Consider the following 21,180-nt stretch of genomic DNA (forward strand, 5'->3'; position numbering starts at 1 on the left):
CTTTGGGCGTTACTTGACGCCAATGTATTTGATAGATGGTTGTCGGTCTTCGGTGTCGATATTGAAGCTGAACTCTTTGGATTCATGATCGCGGGTACACTCGCCGTCTACCCAAATAGAAAACGGTTCGCCAGCAGTTGCCTGTTCAGCAGCCATCAGCACCATGTCGATCAAAGCGTCCGGGCTAGGATCATGGAAGTCAGGGTCAACTAGCGCGGGATAGTCTTCCAAAAAGCCGTCAATACTTAGTGCTTGTGCCATGTCATCAGTCCTTTCATTCATCGCTGACGCCCAGATACGAGAGCCGCAAGCCATCGTCACCTTCGTATGAAGTGAACGAGAACAACTTATTCATGCCGTCGTTAGTTTGTTCGCTGTCGATATGCAGGTGTTGGTAGGATTCGGGGCTGTCTTCCATGAGTTCCACCATATCTTGCAGGATCTCGTCTGGGTCAAGGCGGTAGTCGTTGTCGATTTCTTCGTTATAGTCGTCGATGAACACTTCACGACCAACTACGGTCAATGTGGAAGTCATCATCAGGGATCAACTCCTTTCGTTAGTGACAAGTAACCGCCGCAGCGGGCGGCGCGCGCGAGGAGTGGGGCAATGAGCTATTTCTTGTCATTGTTGTTTGGCTTCTCCTGCGGCTTGACCGGTGCGGTGGCAATCACGAGATCCTTGGCCTTCATGTACCACGAGGTTTCAACTCGGTTGAAGTTCGCGTTTGCCACGGTGTCAATCACGGGATCAATCAAGGTCACAATCTGGTTGTACTTAAAGTCCTTGACCCCAGCCTCTGCCGGAATTGAAACTTGGATCATCATTCCTTGTTTCATAGACTTCAAGTCATAGGTGCGTTCCTTCACGTCGTCGGTACGGTTGCCGTCTTCGTCTTGCACGAAGCGTTCGCGGCGCTGACCGGAGAATTTCAAGACGCCAAAGGTTTCTTCTAGGTCGATAACGATGCCTTCTGCTAATCGCATGTGGGTTCCTCTTTTCTTTTATTTGACTGGGACAATATCGTCGGCATTGCAGATGTAGCGCACAAAGGCTTGTTCACCGATTCGGTAGCCAACGGTCGCAATGCGTGGCTTGATGACGGTGACTGGTGCATCAACTTCAATGCTCTCAGCCTTGTCGCCTTTCTTCGCTGGAATGGTGATTTCGATGTTGTCGGTTCGCTGCAAGTCGGAGAACAACTCGTAAGTGCGGGAGACAACCTTGCGATTGTCGCGATCACCTTCTGACAGTTCGCGCTTGAGCGAGCCGAAGTACAGGTGGCCGAACGTCTTTTCAATGTTTGGTGCAACAAATTTGAGTTCCATGTTGAAGTCTTCCTTTCGTATTCAAAAAGCCGGGTAGTTCGGCTACTCGGCTGTGGCTTGGTGATAGTATTCGGTTAGTTGTTGGAGCAGATAGTCGTAAAACGATTTGGAGATTGGGTGAACCGTGCGGCCATCAGCGTATCGTGGGAACTGAATATACCAGCGATACTGACCTTCGATGAGCTTCACGTTTTTCAAGATCAGCACATGATCCAATACGATGTCTCCTTGGAGCAGCACGTCGCCACCGGGATCGGGGTACATATTGATAGAAGAAATGCGCATGTTACTTGCCGTCTTTCTTCTTGGCACCACCGATCACAACCATTGCAGCGAGGATGCCGAGCAGCAGTACCACACCGATGACGATGAGCCAGCCGGATGTCGTATTACCGGTTTGTGGCAGGCCAGGCTTAGGCGTCTGTTTGTCGGTCATGACAGCCTTCACGATTTCACCGTCCTTAGTGATCTCGAATGGCACGAGGGCTTCGCTAATTTCGTAGCCCTTTGGTGCATCGTATTCTTGGAAGCTGTACTTGCCAGCAGGCAGGTTGCCAAAGGAGAAGACACCATTCTTGTCGGTGCGACCAGATACAACCGTCTTGCCGTTTTCGTCCAGAATGCGGATGCCGGTGTTTGGCAGTCGCTTCCCAGTAGAAACGTCGGTCTTGGTTAGTTCGCCCGTACCTTTGATCAAGTCGTTGGTCAGTTCAAAAGCGATAGTTGGTTCCTTGGCGTCAGCCTTGGTCCCACCGATCTGCTTGTCCTTGCTATCGAAGACCGTCACGCCGTCCTTGGTAGACACGAGCTTGAGAGTTTCCTTCGATAAGACAAGGTTGGTGGCAGAAGGCTTGGATTCACGGAGATAGAAGGTGCCGACTGGTAGGTGCTTGATGGAGCCAGTGGAATCTTTGCCGACGGTGATAGTCTGAATCACCTTTTTGTCAGCGTCGAGCAGTTCAAAAACCGCACCAGCAGCGTTACCGGTCATTGCATAGGAGTAGCCTTTACCCGAAACCAGCGTGGCAACTTCATTGATCTTCTTGAATGACAGTTCGTTTTCATGGAGCTTGTTGTTGATCACTTTGCCGTCATTGAGGTCGATGCGTTTGATCTTCTCGTTGTCGGTGGTGTGGAAGTGGAAGCCATACATAGCCGTGTTCAAGTCGTGCTTCTCACCAGCATCAAGTTCCTTGACGTAGTAGTAGCCTTCTGGCAACTGGATTGCGCCAAATTCAGCCTTACCGTCTTTGACCGTCGTGGTGGCGACGAGTGATTCAGATGGGATCACAGTTTCGCCAATCTTGGTTTCGCCTTGCGTGAACAGGCCGAAGATCTGGCCGTTAGCCGCAATGTTCTTGATTTCTGGGAGGTTGTCCTTCCAGCCAGTAATGCTTTCTTCTTGCTTGTTAAGCGTGATGTCGAGTTGTTGGAAGTCGTTCTTGGCTTCAAGTGAGGTAGAGGTTACCGTCACTTCTTGCCCGGCATACTTGAGCTCAAAAGCAATCGGATCAGGGTTCATGATGAAACCATTTGGTGCAGAAATTTCAGTTGCCGTGTACTTGCCAAGATACAACTCTGGGGTTTGAATCTGGCCTTGAGCATCAGTGGTACTAGTGGCAACCACGTCACCCTTGTGGGCACGAATGGTACCGTCAGCCGTTGTGATGTCTTCTGCTGCCTTGAACTCGAACTTCGCACCAGCGAGGGCGGTATAGTCGTAATTGAATTTGTACTGATCGCCGTATTCAGTTTCAACCTTTTCGACGGCGACTGGGGTAGCCCCGGTCTTGGTCAAGGTGGCGACACCCTTTTGGGAGAGGTCAGCGAACTTAATGACCACGATGCCGTCCTTATGGCTGCCGTCGATGGTGAACTTGGCTGGCTCCTTAGCCAGTACATAGCCTTCTGGAGCTTGAACTTCTTCGAGTTGGTACTTGCCGTAGCCGAGCGCTTCGGCTGTGATCAACTCGCCGGAATTGTCGGTAGCGAACTTATCAGTCGTACCGGCCTTGTCGGCAGTTGGCTGAACTTCGTACTTGTTGGTTTGCAGGTTCTTAATCCGGAAGATTGCACCAGCGCGCAGCACGGTCTTACCAGTTTCGGTATCGACTTTGACTACACGCAGCGTTTCTTCGATGACCTTGTTTTCGATGCTGTAATGCTGGGACTTCTGGGTACCGTCAACAGTAACCGTGAACGGCTTGATGCCGTTGTAGCCTGTTGGGGTCTTGGTTTCAGTAACGGTGTAGGTGTCGTAAGGCAAATCCGTGAACTTCACGTAGCCTTGGGCATCGGTGAGGCCGGTACGAACCACCTTGCCGGTGGTCTTACTGGTTACGGTGAATTGAGTATCCTTGAGCATGACCGGCTTAGTGCCTTTGACTTGGGTTGTCCAGTCGTAGTTCCCGTACTTGAGCAAGTCGAGATTACCGGTGATGACTTGTTCCTTGACCGTCGTGGTGGCAGTTGCAGTGGTGACGTTCTGACCTGCGTAAGCCAGCTTGAAGGCATGCTTTTGTGGGTCAAGCACGTAGCCAGTCGGTGCCTTGACTTCTTGCCAGTAGTAATCGTCCAGTTCCAAACCGGAAACGGACGCTGAATTATTGGCAATCGTCACTGCCTTCACGAGCTTGTCATCGGCTGCGCGGTGGAGCTCGTAGACAGCGCCGTTAAGGCTTGCAGCGCCCTGTGGCTGCTTACCCTTAACAGCATCAACTTTTTCGATGGTGGCAGTGCCACGTTGTTCTTGATCGGTCGTATCGACGTGAGCAGTGGTGACCGCGACAGTTTGACCAGCATACTTCAATTCAAATGGCAGCTTAGTCGTATTCAGAACGTAGCCAGCAGGGGCTTTTTCTTCCAGTGCGTAGTAGCTACCGAGCTTGAGGTTTTGCAAGGTGCCTTTGCCGTTACCATCAGTTGTGATTGCGTCAACCCGTGTTCCGGTGCTGGTATAGATTCCATAGACAGCGCAGTTCAGTGAGTAGTAGGCATTGAACATGTCACTACCGAACTCACGCCCAATCTTGGTGAGGGTCACGTTACCGAGCTGTTCCTTGTTGCCGAGAACAACTTCAACGGTCTTGCCAGGTTCGATGGTGACTTCTTTGAGTTCGCCCTTGTTGACATAGCCGTTCGGGGCGGTAACTTCGCTGATCTTGATCTTGGTACCAGCCTTGATTCCGTTCAGAGCAGCGTAGCCGTCAGTGCCAGTCGTGACTTCCTTGGTGGTGCCATTGTATTCAAACTTGAGCTTGGCACCTGGTAGCGCCTTGTTGGTGTCGGCGTCAACCTTCTTTGTTTTCACGTCACCATTCAAGTTGACCTTGATTGGCAGGATGAACTCACCGTTGTTGGAGAGCTTGAAGTTAACGAGCTTTTGTTGTGAGCCTTTCGTGTAGACGAAAGAGGTGCCCACGTCAGCAGCCTTGGCAATCGAATAAGCCACCTTACCAGATTCCTTCGACTGGGCAGTGGCCGTCAGCGTGAGCGTATTGCCAGACTTCGTAATCTTGAGATTCGCGGTGTTCGCCGTTTGTTGAGCGAAAGCCGCGAGCCGTCCGTTGGTGTCAGTCAACGTGATTGAATCACCAACTGCGAGCGTGATCTGTTTGCCATTAAAAGATGGCTTGCGATCATGAGCCGCAACCTTATCGAGAATCGCTTTCTTTTCAGACTGATAGGTCTTGTTCGGTGTGGTAAGCAACGAATCGCCGAGCGTTTCCCAAATAATCATCTGGGTCACGGCGTAATTGCGGTTGGTTGGGTTTTGGTAGTAGCCGTAGTAAGCAATCTTGGCTAATTGATCCTTTTTAGCGTCGGAGTAGGTGCTGGGGTTGTAGCCAGAGCCGCTCATATCGAGATCGACGCCGTGCTCCACACAGAAGGCAACCTTGCCGTCCACCTTTTTCATCCACATACCGGTGTCCGTCCAATGTAAGCCATTAAACAGATGCAGGTGCCAAGTGTTGCGCCAGTCAGCGACCTTGGTGTTGGTCATGCTGGCGGCAATCGCCATTGAAGCCGGGATAAAGAGCTGGACAAACAACGATACCAATGCGACAATCACAGCGGATCGTCGAGCTGTTTTCATCATAGTTGTTAGTCTCCATTCATTGAAAATTGGGTATTAAAAAAAGCAAATGAAATGTCTAAACGACTTCATTTGCTTCTATATATACGAGTTGCAATCAATGGTGACCTTTATCTGCTAGTGTTATGCCTATATGCTTTAGGGCTTGTCAGTTAGAGGGTCTTACGCCACATTTTTCGTGTACGAGAATTTGTACGCGTTCACTGAAACTTATTGAGAAAATTTGAAATATGCTACCGACAAGAAGTGTGCTAAAGCCTTATTCTATGCGAATTTTTGAGAAATTTTGAGAAAAATCCGTATAAAGTACGGTCTTAACAAGAAGTAATTCAATTGATTGCCAAACGCGGCGGGTGCGTCCCGCGGCATAAGGCGGTTAGTGAAAGTGTCTGGAGTGAACCACTGAATGGTAGTTCAGTTCAGACTAGTAGAGAAGCTCCGCAAATTCTTTGGAATCTGCGGGGCTTCTTTTGTTTAATGATAGCTGAGGTAATAGTCTGGGTATTAGCTCAATACAGGTTAAGAAGACGGACAGATTTTCAAAACGGATAATCAGCTGCGTGTATCCTACCAATCAATACTCTTGATTAGCCAGCTGTCCAGTAGGGCACAACAATAGCCCCATTCCAATAATCACTGGGATGAGGCTATTAGCATGTCATGGAATTATTGATCTATTCCTGTACATCGGCGTTCCGGTACCCTGCCGCTTGCATCTCGTACATCTCTTTGTAGTAGGGACTCGTCCGCAGCAGCTCCGCATGGGTGCCGAAGCCAACAATTTTTCCAGCTCGCAGCACGAGGACGCGGTCGGCCATTTGCACCGCGGCGAGGCGGTGCGTGATGAAGAAGACCGTCTTCCCATTGGCTAAGGTCAAGAAGCGCTGGTAGACATCGTACTCGCTGCGCGGATCCAGGGCGGCGGTGGGCTCATCCAGAATCATGATCTTGCTATCGGGCATGAACGCGCGGGAGATGGCTAGTTTCTGCCACTCACCCCCGGAGAGGTCGACGCCGCCGCGATACTGCTTGCCCAGGGGTGTTGCTGCAGTTAGTTCTTTCTTCTGCATCACCGCGGCCATTCCGCCGGCAGCCAGAGCATGTTGGATTTGTGCTTCATCGTTCATCTTCGCGGGATTACCGATGCCGACGCTATCTTTGATTGGTAGCAAGAATTTGGAGAAGTCCTGGAAGACCGCGCCAAAATGCTTGCGGTAATCCTGTAGGGCAAACTCGCGAACATCCGTCCCGTTCAGCTTGATCACGCCGGCCGCGGGGGTGTAGAAGCGCATTAGTAGTTTGGCTAGGGTGGTTTTGCCCGAACCATTCTCGCCAACGATGGCAATTCGTTCGCCCCCGTGGACGTGGAGTGAGATTCCGTCCAGGGCCGGTACTTTTTGGTTAGGGTAGCTGAAGTGGACGTCGTCAAGTCCGATATCTGTCACGGATTCAGGGAAGGATTGGTCACCAATTGCCAGTGGTGCTTTGGCGTAATTCATAAAGTCGAAGTACTTGCGCATGTAGAGCAGGGTGTCATACAGCAGGTTGGTATTCTCGATAAAAGAGTACACGGAACCACTGCAGGCGGTCAGTGTCGATGCAAAAACCAACAGACCACCAACACTAGCATTACCCGCCTGAATCGAAAGAATCATCCACCACAGGCTACCGCTGCTGATGAACGCACTGATTAGTAGGAAGACCAATGACACCTGCATTTGGCGAATGCGGACCCGCCGCACTTTGCCGTGAATGGTTTTGTACAGCTTGGAGTAAGCGTTGATGAAGAAATCAAACGCGCCGAACAACCGGACTTCCTTAGCATTCTTTGCTGTGAGCAGGGCCTCACTGTAGTACTGCAGTTTACGGGCGTCAGGGCTCCGCGTCACCATTGTCTCGAAGGCATCCTGTTGCACCCGGTAACTGATAATGCTTTGCGGAATGATGGCGATCACCATCAGGATGGCAATCCACACGTTGTAGTGTGCCAGTAACAGCACCATCGCAATCACGGTAATCAGCTCCCGGATGGCGCTAATGCCGAACACGATCAGGTTGACCGGTCGCCACGATGCTTCGGAACTGACGAGCTGCAGATTGTCGTAGAAGTCGGCGTCTTCAAAGGCACTCAATCCTTGAATCGAGCGGGACTTCTTCATTAACTCAACGTTAACGAAGGCAATCAGTTTATCAGTCAAAATACCTTGGACGGAGGTGTTGATGGGGATGGCAGCACTAGAGGCAAAGAACACCAGTCCCCAAATCAATGCCAACATGCCGATTGCTTGTTTAGCCACCAGGGTATCCAAAATCCGCTGCGCCAGCCAAATCATCCCGACTGGGGCCAGCGATTGCACCGGTACCAGAAAAATCAGCAGTAGGCTGCTGCCTTTAGCTGCTTGCCAAAACAGGCGGAAACTCTGCACGTAAAGTGACAGGTAATTTTTAAATTGTTTAAACATAATTCGTCCTCTATCTTTGTCAACAACTCCGTAGTCACGGTGACAAATCACGGACGAGTGGAGTTGCTTTTAGTTCTGTGCAGACAGAGTGAATGTGTTGTTCATAACGATGCCTCCTAACGAGTAAATGGTATGCGGTAAATCTAGCACTTTGTTAGACCGATAACAAGCAGTTAGGCGGTTGTGGTGAATGCTTTCAATTGGGGGGGTACGGCATCAGCAATGATTAGCTAGCTAACAGCATGAAGGGTGCCTTAATTATTAACACTAGTGTCAACTAGCGAAGCACGACCATTTTCGAGTCGATGCGTACGATCGCTTCATTACGATCCTGGTAGCAAATTGTTTAGCAGTATCGATGATCCTAATTTGGCTCAACACTGTGCTTGAGGGTGCTGGCTGCGGCTCAGCTATTTTGCTACAGACTAGCGATGAGTCAGGCTGGAGGGTTCATCTCTGAGAGTGGGCAATTCAGAGCACACGTTATTTAATTTTTAAGTGTTGAAGTTTAGTTGTTCAACATTCATTGATTTCAGCCACGAATTATTACTAATGCTAAGATAAGTATTAACCACAAGCCAGGGATGACCTTTGCCCTGACTAGTCACAGTGCTAGTAGTGCTACCATTATGGGGATGCTGGATGGTCACCGCTTCACGGTTTAGCTACGCGAAGTCGCTTACTCTTAATAACCGCTAGCTTAGGGATTATAAACTCTGTATCAAAGTTACAAACCATCAGCTTATGCGATTAATTAGCTGGCTTCAATCTTACCAAAAATTACCAAAAAAAGTTTACTAATATGCTTTATTAATTTCGTAGTAGAGAGTAATATAATACCTGCAAGGGCGATAAGCCAACACCTAAACTTGCACTCCCCAAAAAAGTTCCCCCAAACTTTCCCACCGCTAACGGTGGTTTTTTTTTGCCCTTTTTTGCGGGCAACGTCGCAATAACGACTGTTCTACCATTTTGCCGCGGTTCAGGCTTTGGCAAGCACGGCGGGGCACGGTACAATAGAAGGAGCAATGGCGAGGAGGACGGCCGCTTGAAAAAAATTGGGACAGTGTTTTACGGAATCAACATTATCGGGATGGTTTTGTACCTGCTGGTTTGCGGTGGGGCAATGGTTACTGGTCACCCCATCTATCCGGGACAAGCGACACTGCTTGCTGAGGTAGCGGCTGGGATCATTCTCGCGTCACTGCCGCGGCTCATTGAACATTTTGCCCAGGTTGAGTTGCCACCGCTTCTAGTGGCTTTATATGAAGTTTTCATCTTGATGGCAATCTTGCTGGGGTCGGGGATGCAGGCGTACTCGATTCCGTACTGGGATAAGTACGAGCACCTCTTTTCCGCTGCGATGCTTGCCGGAATCGGCTTCATGATTTATGCGGCCCGGACGCCGGATGATAAAATCATGCAAATCGACCCGCTGCTCATTTCGCTTTTCGGTACGGCCTTTGGCACCATGCTGGGCGTTTTCTGGGAGTTTTACGAGTTCACTGGTGACTCCCTGCTCGGGATGAACATGCAGCGCTTCATGGCGCATGGGCACCCGCTGGTTGGGCACCCGGTGCTTTACGACACGATGGGTGATTTAGCCATGGACGTGTTGGGCAGTGCACTGCTGGGTATCTACTGCTACTTTGCGATGCGGAAGAACCCCGCTTGGCTCAAAACGTTTATGCTGCGCAAGCGGAAGCGCAATTAATAGAAGCAAATTAGAGACCGCCTGCAAGTAGTGGCAGGGGTGTATTTTGCGGTGTACAATGGGCATGAGCATTTAGAAAGTGAAGATTAACCGTGCGTAATTCAATGATCTATGTGCGCTTTGAACCCATTTCAACGGCGTACGTCACGATGGGAATCGATCCTATCGACAGTTTAAACAGTGCCAATCCGGTCCCGCGGCACATTATGCTGCTGCCGCCCGTTACCGATGACTTGACCATCAACCAGCACACCGGCTTTAACGTCATTGACGGGCAAGACCAGGTGCGCAATTTTTTGAGCTCTGATCGCGGCCGGCAAGCAGCGTGGCTGGATTACCGCGAAGAGGGCTTTGTGGACGACCTCCTGCCACAGGAAATCGCCGAGCTACTGTATTTGGGCCACAAAAAAGCCCAAATGGTGTTGCCTTTCTACTATAAATTGCAGAATGAGTATGCCCGGGTGCCGCTGAAGACGGGACTGGTGAATAGTTACTGGCGGCACCCCGAGCGTTTTGCCACGGTTTTTGCGGTGGCGATGAATCGACACCTGCGCGATGTCCTTGCTCAGAAGCCCTTCTGGTTCCGGGCGCGCAATCACATTGGCAACGAAAAGACGCCACCAGCTGTGCAAAAGCAACTGGAGCAGTTGTTCCCGGATGGGGTCGCGTTTGATTGGCCGAGCGCGGCGATCAACGCTCGAGAAGTGGAAGTACCAATGCTGCGGCTGCCGGAACGGCAACTGTTTGCGGACATGAATCCCGATACCCTTGGCGGTGAGGAGCTCGGCAAATTGGTTTTGGACCGGCGCAGCGAACAGTGGCGCGTTGAGATGAACAAGTAGTTAATACTTAAATGGATAATCAAGGTAGTGGGGACTACGGCTCACATAACTGTGGTCCCCAGTATTTTGATTTGATTGGAGAAGTTAATCATGAAAATGACCCTAAGTGAAATTGCGGGTGTTTTGAAGACTGAGGCACCGGCCGGCAGCGAGCGCATCGCCGTCACTGGTGTGTGCTTCGATACCCGTAAGCTTAAGGAAGGGGACCTCTTTATTCCCCTCGAGGGAACACGGGATGGCCACGACTTTATCGCTACTGCTGAGCAGAAAGGGGCTGCGGCCAGCTTGTTTGCAATCGGTCACGATGCCGTGAATACCAAGTTGCCGCTACTGGAAGTGCGCGATCCGCTCCGCGCCCTGCAAGATTTGGCCCGCTACTATCTGCTGATGAAGGTCAACCCCAAAGTGGTCGCTATTACCGGCAGTAATGGCAAGACCACGACCAAGGACATGTGCGCGGCCGTGCTCTCAAGCCAATACAACGTCGTTAAGACGCAGGACAATTTTAATAATGAAATCGGCGTGCCGATGACCATTCTCAGTATGGAAACCAACACCGAGGTTTTGGTCGTTGAGATGGGCATGGATCGGCCCGGCCAGCTCGACTTCCTGAGCAAAATGGCCGCACCAGACGTTGCTGTAATCACCATGATCGGTGAGGCCCACATTGAATTCTTCAAGACCCGCGACCGGATCGCCGACGCGAAGATGGAAATCGTCAACGGGCTTAAAGAAGACGGATTGTTTATCTACAATGGTGACGAACCGCTGCTGCGGGAACGCGCGAAGAATGTGCAGCAGGCCAGCAAGACTTTTGGTCTGAGCCCGGAGAACGATCTCTACGCGCGGAACATCAACGCCAAGCAGACCTCCAGTGACTTTGACTTGTCCAAGTGGCCGGATCTGCACTTCGAAATCCCGATCATGGGTGAGTACAACGTCAGCAACGCCCTCGCCGCCATCCTGGTCGGCCGCCGCTTTCACATCAAGCCCGAGGCCATTCAGAAGGCGCTCAAGACCTTCCGCGCGACTGACAACCGCACGCAGTGGCTGCGTGGTGACAATGGTGAGATGATTCTGAGTGACGTCTACAACGCCAACCCGACCGCTGATGCGGCCGTACTTGGCGATTTTGCCAACTTCCCGACCAAGTCCCGGCGCATTGCGGTGCTTGGGGACATGCTCGAGCTCGGTGACGCCAGCAAGGACCTGCACGCCGGCCTAGCCAGTTCGCTCAACCCCCACAAAATTTCTGATGTTTACCTGTATGGGGATGACATGCGGGCACTTGCGGATAAGTTAAAGGATGTGTACGCACCCGAGCACCTGCACTACTACGCATTCGGTTCCCAGCCGGAACTCATCACCCAACTGGCTGATGATGTGCGGGCGGATGACCTGGTCCTGCTCAAGGGCAGCCACGGGATGCACCTGGAGACCGTGCTCACCGCACTGCAGGCAACGGAACGTGAATAGGTATTAATTAATATATTTATTGAAAAAGCATCTGTGAAAATGGTGGCATTCCTTTCCGCACATTTTGCAATTACCGTGCGGACATGCTACACTAATGCGAATGCTTTGTTTCATCATGACTTTGATAGCACTTTTCAAAACGGTTAGTTTAAGTAACTACTTTCATCCTGTTTTGTGAGGTGCCGGATACGCGCCAGAAGTTTCGCATGTGCGAACTGGTGCACACACAATAGGAGGAATAGTTTTTGAAATTTGCCGAATTAGGCCTTGATAAGGATCTGCTTGCAGCTGTTGAACGTTCTGGTTTCGAGGAAGCCACACCGATCCAAGCAGAGACGATCCCGCACGTACTCGCCGGTAAAGATGTTATCGGTCAGGCACAAACGGGGACAGGGAAAACGGCTGCCTTTGCACTGCCTTTGTTGCAGATGATTGACACCAGTGACCCTTCAGTTCAAGTTTTGGTCATTTCACCAACCCGTGAATTGGCTGTTCAGACCCAGGAAGAAATGTACCGTCTGGGTAAGGACAAGCGTGCTAAGGTCCAAGCCGTTTACGGTGGTGCCGACATTCGCCGCCAGATTCGCGGTATTGCGCAGCACCCCCAGATCGTGGTCGGAACTCCTGGCCGCTTGCTGGACCACATTAACCGCCACACCCTCAAGCTGGAGCACTTGAAGACTCTGGTTCTTGACGAAGCTGACGAAATGCTCGACATGGGCTTTATCGATGACATCGAAAGCATTGTTAAGACCGCGCCTGAAACTCGTCAGACCTTGCTCTTCTCCGCAACGATGCCTAAGCCAATCATGAACATCACCAAGAAGTTCATGCACAACCCAATCACCGTTGCAATCGAAAGCAAGGAACTGACCGCCGACACGATCGAACAGTACTACGTGCGCGCTAAGGACTTCGAGAAGTTCGACGTCATGACCCGTCTGTTCGACGTTCAGAACCCTGAACTGGCTTTGATCTTCGGCCGGACCAAGCGCCGTGTTGACGAACTCACCAAGGGACTCCAGGCCCGTGGTTACAACGCCGAGGGGATTCATGGTGACCTCAGCCAGCAAAAGCGGATGCAGGTTCTGCGTCAGTTCAAGGCTGGCCAGCTCGACTTCTTAGTTGCTACTGACGTTGCTGCCCGTGGTCTTGATATCACTGGTGTGACCCATGTTTACAACTACGATATCCCTCAGGACCCAGACAGCTATGTTCACCGCATTGGCCGTACCGGCCGTGCCGGTAAGTCTGGGATCTCAGTAACCTTCGTTGCACCTAACGAAATGGATTACATGCGGACAATTGAGGACTTGACCAAGAAGCGGATGCTTCCCCTCAAGCCACCAACCCAAGAAGAAGCCTTCAAGGGCCAGATGAACAGTGCCATTGTTAACGTTAAGGAACAGCTTAAGGGCGACGACCTGGATCACTTCCAGGACGAAGCCGAAGCATTGCTTGAAGAATACACCCCACTTGAACTTGTGGAAGCATACCTCAAGGAAGTTGCTCCTGACGACGCAAGCAGTGTTCCTGTGCGCATCACACCAGAGCGGCCATTGCCAAGTCACGGCCGCAAGCAGCACTGGGGCGGTCGCGGCGGCAACCGGAACCGTGGCGGCAATGGCCACAGTAACGGCGGCCACTACAACGATCACCGTAATGGCGGCAAGAAGCGTTACGGCAACGACGAACACCATAGCAGCAGCAACCGCCACGATGGCGGCGACCGTTACCATGGCAAGCGCGAAAACGGCGGCAGCAAAGGCGGCAACCGTGGCGGCGGCTTCGTCATTCGCGGTAAGAAAGACTAATCTGGTTTTTGATTAGCTGATAAAGCGCGGCGGTACTAAGCAGCATCTCCATTCGGGATGGGCTTAGTACCGCCGTGTTTTTGTGCTCAAAATTATTCTGGTTCTGCCGGTGCACTCTGCCCCGCAGCTTCCGCCGCAACTAGTTCCTGTAGGCTGGTAACCGCGGCGCCAAAGTCGGTCTGTTCGCTCTGCTCCCGTACCACCTGCCGGTAGCGGACTACGCGCTGCGGGTCAACGATGTAGAGGCTGCGGGCGAGGGTGTGGCTGCAGGGGATGTAGAGGCCCATCGCCAGCCCAAACTCTGCATCGGGATCCGCCAGCATGGTCATCGCGCGGCTGCCGATCCAGCCGCACCAATTATTGAGTTCGGCCGGCGCGGTAATCGCGACCGTGTAGAGTTTAACTTTGGAAAAGCGGGCCATTACTTGGTGGAACGCCAGAATGGCCTGGTCGCAAACCTGCTTGGCAAACACCGGCAGGATGGAGAACATTGACCAGCCGTGGAGACTGCTGGTCGGCACCCGCTTGCCACTTGCATCGTACAAGTTACACAAGGGCAACTTGGCGCCGCAGGGACAGGGGTCACCACTTAATTCAACTGGGATGCCATGACGTTCGATTTGCATACTGATTCGGCCCCATAACCACAGCTATTTCGCGGAGGCAAACTTGCCCCTACAATCATATTCCTGGTGGTGGAGGCAAAAGTAGGTATTAATATCGAAAGCCTGGCCGGACGGGGCGACTGGCAACTGAGATTTTGCTAATGGTGTGCGGGTTGTCCCAAAATTTTGCAGAAGTTACCACGATATTTTGCAAAACTTGCAGATATTAACGTGAACTGCTTTGCAAACTGGTCCTGATTAGATAAACTTAACAGAGACAATTATGGAGGACGAATATATGGAAATTGATAACAACCAACTCGTTGCCCGCTACCTCAAGTTGCAGGCAGCGAACAAGGCTTACTTTGCGGCCGTGAAGAGCTACATGAACCAGCAGATTGCGGACCTCTACGAGCGGCTCAACACGACGTTCCAAGATACGGTGATGCTGTCCGTGCAGGACGCGATTGCGTACGCTAAGGAGCAGGGAGCAACCCTTGAGAAGGGGACGAACGTTAACCTTGCGACCCTTAATTACATCTGCAAGGAGCTCGATAACCTCGGCATTCTCATTGAGGCTAATCCGTCCGCACCAGACGTGATTCTGGGCCGGCTGAACTTCGAAAACCGTGCCCGTTACATGTAGAATTGATTACAATTGGTCGCCTGACATAAATGTCGGGCGATTTTTTTGATTGTGAAACGGTCCTTAGAACTGCTGCCACATAACGCTTGCGGCTAGTTAACGGGCAAAATGTAGGGACCGCGTTGCTTATCAATTGTGTTGCAAGTCGTGTCAGGACAATTGCCGAGCGATGGCCTGTGCTAGAATGAAAAGGTAAATAATTAATTAAGATAACCACCAGAGGGACTGGGACCAGCTGTCGCTTTTGGGCAACTAGGGCTTTCTTGGCGGCGGAAGGAGTTAGTTTATGAAGTTGAAGCATCGATTAGCACTGCTGGCGGCGCTTGGCACCACTTTTGCGTTTGCCCTAACGCTGGGGCAGACTGCGCCCGTTAACGCTGCGACGGTCAACCAGCAGGCGGCTGCTTACAAGCCGGCGAAGATTACGACGATGAAGTCGACTTTCCCGTACAAGCAGGGCTTCCGTGCCGGTGTTGGCCGGCCGGAAGGGGTCCTCATCCACGAGACGGCGGAGCCCAACTGGAACGCTGCGACTACTGCGAAGAACATGAACAAGGACTGGAAGAGCAAGAGTAGCTACGTGCACGCCGCGGTCGATGCCACTGCAATCGACAAAATGATGAGTACGGATTACAAAACTTGGGGTGCCGGCGCGGTTGCCAACGCGCGCTTCATCAGCGTGGAGCTTTGCGAAACCAAATCGCAGACTGATTTTGTGAAGAGTGTTAATAACCTGGCCTACTACACAGCAACGCTGCTGCGGCAGTACAATCTGCGGCCGGATCTCGCAACGCACGATGGTCTAGGCACGGTTTGGTCTCACTTTGACGTGTCCCACTACCTTGGTGGCACGGATCATAGCGACCCAGTTGGCTATTTTGCCCAGCACGGTTACGACATGGATCAGCTCTACGCGCTCATCCAGACTTGGTACAACAAGCTGGGGTACATCAAGCCGCAAGCCAGCGCCAAGAACGCGAACGTCGTCAAGCTAGGTGCGGCAACGGGTGTCTACACAGGCCCAAGTTACAACTACCGCAAAATCAAGACGCTACGTAAGTCCAGCAGTTGGAAGTACTTCAGCGCGCAGGTGACACGCGGTCAGTTCTGGTTCAACTTGGGCGGTAACCAGTGGATTCGCGTCGGCGGCCTGAGCACCCCAACAATTACGGTGAAGGGCACGTCCGCAATTCAGAGCGGCCCCGGGAGTGACTACAAGGTCCTCGGCACCCTTGCTAAGGGCAAAACGGTTGGGTACAGTAACCTCGTCTACAACGAAGGTAAACTATGGTACCAATTTAAGCCCGGTCAGTGGTTCGCTAATGGGGTCAACTTCAAGACGAAGGTCACCCCAAGCAGCAGCACCCACGGCGTAATCTTCCTCGGCAAGACCAGTGTGTTGCGTGCCGGCACTTCTGACAGCGCAAAGGCGGTCCGCAACTTGATTGCGGGGACCAGCTGGAAGTACAGCGCCATTAAGAAGGTTAATGGCGGGACTTGGTACTGCCTCGGCGGTAACCAGTGGGTCAAAGCATAACTGATTAAGTAGATTGAATGCAGCTTATCACATTTAGTTATGTGGAAGCTGTCTTTTTTTGGGTTTCTACGCGGCTGAAGCCCGCCTGGAGGGGCGAAGCTGCCGTCCTCACTCCGTACGCCATGACTTACCAGCTGCGCTTTTTTACGTTCTGTAGCGTTTGGTAAATTTAATTTTGGCGTTTTCGGAATCACAATCGGCTTAACGGTATTTTGCGTGGCGATCGGGTTGGTCCTGCTGGGGCGGATGCATTTAACATTACAGGAACGGTAGATTTGAATAGCTGAGAATACCGCGGCGTATTTTCGTATGCATTGCCATTGCAATAGCATTTGTAAGGGCTGACATTGCTTACGATAATATCGAAAAACACACTTGACAAAATAACGTTTCTGAAGAATGAATGGCATATGAGGAAAATAATACAAAATACTAAACCACGCGATTTTGTTTTTCTTGCCGTCCTTGTTGTCGCACTAGTTATCTCTGGATTATTTTTTCGCCGTGTTTTCAATTTGATTCTGTTGGCTTGTGTACTGTTTACAGTATTCTACCTAGTGTATGTGTTGATTGGCGCGAGCATTGTGATGCATAAACAGAAAAAGCAGTAGCAAGGAGGTGAAAAAGGAGGCCCGCCATTGTGGTGGGCCTCCTTGATTTATGGCTGTTAAGCTGGTTGGTATTCATGCCGTTGTTTTCTCGTAGTGTTTGTCTAGTGTCGAGTACGTTCACGCCTAGATTTTTTGGGCGAATAGTCTAACTGGTGTGCTGAGTTTGCAGCCTCTAATTGAACGGACAATAGTGAATGTAAGTTTAGAATATCTCTGTAGGGTGGTGGGCGCCTTTTCCGGGAACGAATCTGGCGGTAGTGACCATGCTGAAACGACAAATGAAGACGGTACTCTTGCATGGTTTTCGCAAGGGTACCGTCTTCATTTGTCGGGGATAGCGTAGAGACCGCTAATAATAGTAAAGGTGCTATTTGAATTCTTACTGCTAATGCTGTGAAAACACGGCGGGCTCGTAGCTAAGGCGGAAGACTTGACCGGTTTTTGGTCAAGCCTGGAGCCGCGCCCCAGCATGCCTGTCTGTCACTACCGCCAGAGTAGTGGGAGGAAAATGTGCCCACCGCCCGGCCGAAAAGAAAGCCGCAATGGAGTTTACCGCCAGTTGATTCGCCCAAGCACTCGCCGCCCGAGGAACTCCTGCAGCAGCAAGTAGAACGGCACCGTGCTGACCGCCAGCGGTGCGTAGATCAGGAAGAGCTTGAAGTTCCACAGTGATTGCAGTGAGAATAACTTGTTGATGCCGAAGAACACCGTCACCAGCATGACCCCGACAACGACCAGCATGGCGGCCTTGTAACGGTTGAACGGCCGGGACACGCGGAACAGCACGTTGTAAGAGACACAGGCGATGAGCAGCGCGACGATGGTGCCCGTTTCTGCGAAACTCATGCGCAGGATCCAGGCCAGCCAGGTCATGAACAGGGTGTAGATGACCACGGCCAGTGCTGCCGGCGCCGCGTAGGTCATGACTTTCCTCATGAACTGGCCGGTAACGCGGGCAAAATTCGGTTCCAGGGTGAGGAAGAAGGATGGCACCGCCACCGCCATTGCGGAAACGGGGGTCAGGTTGATGGGAATGATCGGGTAGTCTGCGTTGATAAAGATGAAGATGGCCGCAAGCGCGCAGGAGTACATCGTTTTGATCAGGTACAGGGAGGCGACCGACTCGACGTTGTTGATGACGCGACGCCCTTCGTTGAGCACGCCGGTCATCGCGTCGAAGTTGGATTCCAGAAGCACGAAATCAGCGATGGCACTCGCGGCTTCGGAACCACTGGCCATGGCAATCGAGCAGTCCGCCTGGCGCAGTGCGAGGACGTCGTTGACCCCATCCCCCGTCATCGCGACGGTGTGGCCCAGTTCTTGGTAGGCCGCGATCAGGTGCTTCTTTTGCTGCGGGGTGACGCGGCCGAAGACGGTGTTGTTTTGCATCAAGGCACCGTAATCCGCGTCATCAGGGACTTCACTCATGTTGACGTAATTGTCAGCGCCGGCGATGTGCGCCCGCTTGGCGACGTGGGCAACGGTCACGGGATTGTCGCCGGAGATGACCTTGAGGCGGACATCCTGTTTAGCGAAGAAGTCAAAAGTGTCGATGGCGGTTGGCCGCAACTCGTCGGCGATGGTGATGATTCCCATGAGTTCAGGCTTGGTCAGTGCGGGCTGCAGTGCCTGTGCCCGGCCGACAACGAGCACGCGTAGACCCTTCGTGGACTGCTCCTTGATCAGCTTTTGGCACGCGGGGTCTAGGTTGTCGCCAAAAGTGAATTCGGGCGCACCGATGAAGTAATTGTTACCGTCTGCGAAGCTGGCACCGGACCACTTGCGGGCGGAGCTGAAGGGCACGGTTGTCAGCGGTTCAAGCGCATCCGGCTGGGGGCAGCGTTCCTTGATGGCGAGCGCGGTCTCGTTGTCGTCGCTCAGTGCGTAGACAACGGCACTGGCGGCGGTTTGCAGCTGCGCGGCGGTGACACCGGGCTGCGGGTAGAACTGGTCAATTTTGAGTTTACCACTGGTGATGGTCCCAGTTTTGTCCAGGCAGATGGTGTCCACGCGGGCGAGGGCCTCGATGGCGGTCATGGAGCGCACGAGGACGTGTTTACTGGCGAGGTTGCGACTGCCGACCGCCAGTGCGACGTTGGTCAGCAGCACCAGCCCCTCGGGAATCATGCCGATGACCGCACCGCTCGTGGTCAGGATGGCGCGGTTGTAATCGCCGCGCCGGATCATGGAGACGGTGAAGAGCGCAATGCCCAGTGGAATCAAGACGAAGGTGAGCACGCGGATGATGCGGTTGATGGTCGCGAGCAGCTGGCTGCCACTCGCCTTTTCCGCCTTAGCCTCCAGTGCCAGTTTGCTCGCAAAAGTCTCGCTGCCAACCTTGCGCACCTCCATGCTGCCGCTGCCGGCAACGACAAAGCTGCCGGAGTAGAGTTTGTCGCCGCTGCTTTTGGCGATGGCATTGGGCTCACCAGTCAGGGGGCTCTCGTCAATTTCCATTGGCGTAGCGCTAGTCGCCACACCGTCGACGGGCACCTGGCTGCCGCGGTGCAGGAGCAGGATGTCGCCCACGACCAGTTCGGACTGGGCAATTTCTTGCTCCTGACCATCACGGCGAACGTGGACCTTTTCCTGATTCAGGATGGTCATGGAATCGACTTGGTGCTTGGCGCGGATTTCCTGAAAGGTCCCGATAGCGGTGTTGACGATGGCCACCCCTAAGAAGAGGAGGTTGTTGTAACTGCCGGTCGTGATGATGAGCGCGGCGATGACCAGGTTGACCAAGTTGAAAAGCGTCAGCGTGTTGCCGGCGACGATTGACTTGACGGAGCGGGTCAGTTCCTGTTGCTCATTATTTTGCTTGCCCGCAGCAATCTGCTGGTGAACCTCTTGCTTGCTGAGGCCTGTTTTCGGGTTCGTTGCCATCTGGATTCCTCCCCTCTGAGTTAGTCTGGCGGTGCGGGTTAACCTGCGTGCGCAGCTTATATTCTTATTGTATAGGAATGAGCAGGTGATAGCGTCGGCATAAGGGCTGGTTTTAGACAAAATTTGCAGATTTGGCTGTTAAAGTGAAAGTAAATTGCAGATATTTACGAAAGCGGCTGCATTTTGCTTGCTTTTGCTAGATAATAGAACATAGTAACCGTAGAGAGGAATGATTTTATGCCAAAAACAGATCCGCAGGGGACACATTTTGTCACCCTCGATAATGGGTACCACATTTGGACACAGACTAAGGGTAACGGCGACATTCAGTTGCTAACGCTGCATGGTGGTCCTGGCGGCACGAACGAAGTCTTTGAGAATTTTGCTGAACGCCTGGCGCCATACAAGGTCCGGGTCAGTCGTTATGACCAGCTCGGATCCTTCTTCTCCGACCAGCCGGACTTCAGCCTGAAGGAAAACCGCGACCGCTTCTTCAACATCGACTATTACGTGGATGAAGTTGAAGAGGTGCGGACTAAGCTGGGATTAGATAACTTCTTCCTGCTCGGCCAATCTTGGGGCGGGGTGCTCGCAATCGAGTACGCCCTCAAGTACGGGCAGCATTTGAAGGGGCTGATCCTGTCCTCCATGATCGACAACCTGGACGAATACATCACGAACATTAACGCGATTCGCGAAAAGATGTTTGGTCAGGCGGACCTGGACTACATGCACCAGAAGGAAGCCGAGCACGATTTTGGCGATGCCCACTATCAGGAACTGGTTGCCCAGCTGGGTGAGAACTACTTACATCACACCAGCGACCCGCAGCCGCGGCACCTAATCAGCACCATGGCCACCCCGGTCTATAACTACTTTCAGGGTGACAATGAATTCGTCATGGTCGGTGCGCTCAAGGATTGGGACCGGCGCGGCAGCTTGAGCAAAATCACGCTGCCGACCTACCTGACTTTTGGCGGGCACGAAACCATGCCCCTCACCGCAGCCCGGCGGATGGCTGGCGAGCTGCCACACAGCCGGCTGCACATCACGCCGAATGCTGGCCACGGGCAGATGCTCGATAATCCTGATGATTACTTCAGCAACCTCGGCCAGTACCTGCGCGATGTCACGGACGGCAATTTTTAGCAATTACAGGAGGCGGTAG

Annotated in this window: 16 protein-coding genes; 7 read left to right on the forward strand and 9 right to left on the reverse strand. The window is 52.4% G+C overall.

Features of this window, described 5'->3' with window-relative positions; all coding sequences use genetic code 11:
- Positions 1-9 precede the first annotated feature (9 nt).
- The 7 genes from GN107_RS07155 to GN107_RS07185 all read right to left on the reverse strand — a co-directional run bounded on the left by GN107_RS07155 (position 10) and on the right by GN107_RS07185 (position 7,884).
- Positions 10-261, reverse strand: coding sequence for a hypothetical protein (locus GN107_RS07155; protein WP_125706706.1), 252 nt, complete (start codon positions 259-261; stop codon positions 10-12).
- Between the two features lie 13 nt (positions 262-274).
- Entirely contained in the window at positions 275-538 is a 264-nt protein-coding gene (locus GN107_RS07160) for a hypothetical protein (RefSeq protein ID WP_155287036.1), read from the reverse strand.
- Positions 539-612: 74 nt separating this feature from the next.
- Positions 613-984 (reverse strand): YdcP family protein, encoded by a 372-nt coding sequence (locus GN107_RS07165; protein ID WP_155287037.1) that lies wholly within the window; start codon positions 982-984, stop codon positions 613-615.
- A gap of 18 nt (positions 985-1,002) precedes the next feature.
- Positions 1,003-1,326 carry a DUF961 family protein gene (locus GN107_RS07170; protein ID WP_155287038.1) on the reverse strand — a complete coding sequence of 108 codons (324 nt, stop codon included), beginning with the start codon at positions 1,324-1,326 and terminating at the stop codon, positions 1,003-1,005.
- A gap of 42 nt (positions 1,327-1,368) precedes the next feature.
- A complete protein-coding gene (locus GN107_RS07175; RefSeq protein WP_045137143.1) occupies positions 1,369-1,611 on the reverse strand; it encodes a hypothetical protein in 243 nt (80 codons plus the stop codon).
- Position 1,612: 1 nt separating this feature from the next.
- Positions 1,613-5,422 (reverse strand): SpaA isopeptide-forming pilin-related protein, encoded by a 3,810-nt coding sequence (locus GN107_RS07180; RefSeq protein WP_196246282.1) that lies wholly within the window; start codon positions 5,420-5,422, stop codon positions 1,613-1,615.
- Positions 5,423-6,096: 674 nt separating this feature from the next.
- On the reverse strand, positions 6,097-7,884 hold the full coding sequence (locus GN107_RS07185; RefSeq protein WP_155287040.1) for an ABC transporter ATP-binding protein: 1,788 nt from the start codon (positions 7,882-7,884) through the stop codon (positions 6,097-6,099).
- A gap of 1,048 nt (positions 7,885-8,932) precedes the next feature.
- Between GN107_RS07185 and GN107_RS07190 the strand changes: the two genes are divergently transcribed.
- From GN107_RS07190 to cshA, 4 genes are all read left to right on the forward strand, one after another.
- Positions 8,933-9,598, forward strand: a complete 666-nt coding sequence (locus GN107_RS07190) for a DUF2238 domain-containing protein (protein ID WP_230678570.1) — start codon at positions 8,933-8,935, stop codon at positions 9,596-9,598.
- 92 nt (positions 9,599-9,690) lie between these two features.
- On the forward strand, positions 9,691-10,440 hold the full coding sequence (locus GN107_RS07195) for a hypothetical protein (protein WP_155287041.1): 750 nt from the start codon (positions 9,691-9,693) through the stop codon (positions 10,438-10,440).
- 90 nt (positions 10,441-10,530) lie between these two features.
- Positions 10,531-11,916: a UDP-N-acetylmuramoyl-tripeptide--D-alanyl-D-alanine ligase gene (locus GN107_RS07200; protein ID WP_155287042.1), complete on the forward strand. Its 1,386-nt coding sequence runs from the start codon at positions 10,531-10,533 to the stop codon at positions 11,914-11,916.
- Between the two features lie 245 nt (positions 11,917-12,161).
- Positions 12,162-13,730 carry a degradosome RNA helicase CshA gene (gene cshA, locus GN107_RS07205; RefSeq protein ID WP_155287043.1) on the forward strand — a complete coding sequence of 523 codons (1,569 nt, stop codon included), beginning with the start codon at positions 12,162-12,164 and terminating at the stop codon, positions 13,728-13,730.
- 92 nt (positions 13,731-13,822) lie between these two features.
- Here cshA and GN107_RS07210 read toward each other — a convergent pair whose 3' ends face one another.
- Positions 13,823-14,356 carry a redoxin domain-containing protein gene (locus tag GN107_RS07210; RefSeq protein ID WP_155287044.1) on the reverse strand — a complete coding sequence of 178 codons (534 nt, stop codon included), beginning with the start codon at positions 14,354-14,356 and terminating at the stop codon, positions 13,823-13,825.
- A 277-nt stretch (positions 14,357-14,633) separates the two neighbouring features.
- On the opposite strand from GN107_RS07210, the gene GN107_RS07215 reads away from it, so the two are divergent.
- Positions 14,634-14,981, forward strand: coding sequence for a hypothetical protein (locus GN107_RS07215; RefSeq protein ID WP_155287045.1), 348 nt, complete (start codon positions 14,634-14,636; stop codon positions 14,979-14,981).
- Positions 14,982-15,267: 286 nt separating this feature from the next.
- Positions 15,268-16,518, forward strand: a complete 1,251-nt coding sequence (locus GN107_RS07220) for an N-acetylmuramoyl-L-alanine amidase (protein WP_155287046.1) — start codon at positions 15,268-15,270, stop codon at positions 16,516-16,518.
- 1,160 nt (positions 16,519-17,678) lie between these two features.
- Here the strand turns inward: GN107_RS07220 and GN107_RS07225 are convergent.
- Positions 17,679-20,012: a cation-translocating P-type ATPase gene (locus tag GN107_RS07225; protein WP_155287047.1), complete on the reverse strand. Its 2,334-nt coding sequence runs from the start codon at positions 20,010-20,012 to the stop codon at positions 17,679-17,681.
- A 237-nt stretch (positions 20,013-20,249) separates the two neighbouring features.
- Here GN107_RS07225 and GN107_RS07230 point away from each other — a divergent pair, with 237 nt between their 5' ends.
- The gene (locus tag GN107_RS07230) at positions 20,250-21,161 is read left to right on the forward strand and encodes a proline iminopeptidase-family hydrolase (protein WP_155287048.1); all 912 of its coding nucleotides are present in this window, start codon (positions 20,250-20,252) and stop codon (positions 21,159-21,161) included.
- Positions 21,162-21,180 lie beyond the last annotated feature (19 nt).

It is taken from the genome of Lacticaseibacillus zhaodongensis, assembly GCF_009687905.1.
Lineage (GTDB): Bacteria > Bacillota > Bacilli > Lactobacillales > Lactobacillaceae > Lacticaseibacillus > Lacticaseibacillus zhaodongensis.